Source organism: Saccharopolyspora sp. NPDC002578 (genome assembly GCF_053592695.1).
Genome location: NZ_JBSFWJ010000166.1, coordinates 1 through 1,554, shown reverse-complemented (window position 1 = coordinate 1,554; position 1,554 = coordinate 1). Strand labels below are relative to the sequence as shown.

General features: G+C 66.4%; 1 protein-coding gene and 1 pseudogene. One reads left to right on the top strand and one right to left on the bottom strand.

The features are described from left to right. Positions 1–93, bottom strand: a pseudogene (locus ACWD38_RS30325) (superoxide dismutase); the annotation flags it as partial. A 222-nt stretch (positions 94–315) separates the two neighbouring features. Here ACWD38_RS30325 and ACWD38_RS30320 point away from each other — a divergent pair. Continuing rightward, the gene (locus ACWD38_RS30320; RefSeq protein ID WP_343071493.1) at positions 316–1,428 is read left to right on the top strand and encodes an acyltransferase family protein; all 1,113 of its coding nucleotides are present in this window, start codon (positions 316–318) and stop codon (positions 1,426–1,428) included. The last annotated feature ends 126 nt before the right edge of the window (positions 1,429–1,554 follow it).

The following is a 1,554-nucleotide window of genomic DNA, read 5'->3' as shown; positions in this document are numbered from 1 at the left end:
CTTGCTGTGGTGCAGCTCGTTGATCTCACCCGAGATCGCGGGCTCCAGCGCCGCGTAGTCGTAATCCAACTCGGGCAGCACGTACTGAGCCATTGGTCTCCCGTCCGGCGTGCGCGTGGACACGCCTGGATGCTCTGTTCACCGTCAGCCACCGTTCACCCGCTCAGGGGATGGGTGGATGGCTCCAACAGCCTCGAACTTCGAGCGTGGTCGAGGTCAACACCGTGCCGGACATGGCCTCGATCACTCCAACGGATGGACTATGTCCTGCGGTTGGGTCACAACCGCTAAAACGGCTATTGGTAACGTAACGCCGTGCCTGAAGGAACCGCTGCGCCCGCACGAGCTCGCTCGGGCACGGGGAGCAACCGCAAGATCAGCTGGGATGTCGTGCGTGCGGGGTGCGTGGGGCTGGTGATGCTCTACCACGCGACGTTCTTGAGCGTCTACCTCCACCCCGAGCTGATCCCGCGGAACTTCGCGTTCCCGTACCAGGTGGGCGCGAGTCTGCTGCTGGTGATCTCCGCGTACTTCGCGTGCGTGACGATCGGCAGGGGCACGTTGCTGCGGTACTGGTGGGGCCGCATAGCGCGGTTGTTGCCGCCGTTCCTCGCCGCGGTCGTGGTCATCTTCCTGGGCGTCCGGTTGCTGCCGATCGAGGGCTGGTTCGCGCCCACCGGGGGCGACCTGGTCTCGAACCTGCTGATGCTGTGGAACTGGCGGCCGTCGGAGTACCTCTACATCGACGGTTCGCACTGGACGGTGCCGCTGCAGCTGATGGGCTTCAGCGCGGCGGCGATGCTGTACGCGAGCCGCTACGGGCACGGCCGCCGCATCCTGGTGGTGCTGTGGGCCGCGGTGCTGATCCCCGCGGCGCAGTGGCCGCTGCGCGTCACCCAGCCCCCGGAGTGGTACCGGACGGTGGTCGACGGCATCGGCATGCACCGCTGGCACCTGTTCGTGGTGGGCGTGGCGATCTGGTTGTGGTCCACCAAGCGCATCGGGACGCCGCACTTCGCGCTGATGCTGTCGTTCTGCATGCTCGGCCAGGCGCTGCACAACTACGCGGAGACCCCGGAAGGTCTCGTCGCGGACTGGGGTTCGACGGCCGCCGTGTGCGTCGGGATGATCGTCGTCGCGCTGACCGCGCGCGGCCCGGATTGGAACCGGGTCATCCCGCAGTGGACGCGACGCCCCATCCAGTGGTTCGCGGGCATCTCCTACGGCGTGTTCCTGATGCACCAGACCCTCGGCTACGTGGTCTCGCGCCTGCTCCAGGACCTCGGCGTGGGCCCGACGTTGCAGACCGCGGCGTTCCTGGTGAACGGCGTGCTGCTGGGCTGGGCGCTGACGAAGCTCGTGGAACGCCCAGCACACCGCATGCTGATGAACACCTACGACCGCTTCATCGCACGTCGAGCTGCTTGACGGGTTTCCGGGTTCGTTCTGCTCTGGTGTCCGGGTAGCGGAACCTCAGTCGGTCTCTCGCTGCGGGATCTTTTTCCCAAGTGGCTCCGCCACGAGGGAAAAAGCCGTCCTCGCGAGAGACCGACT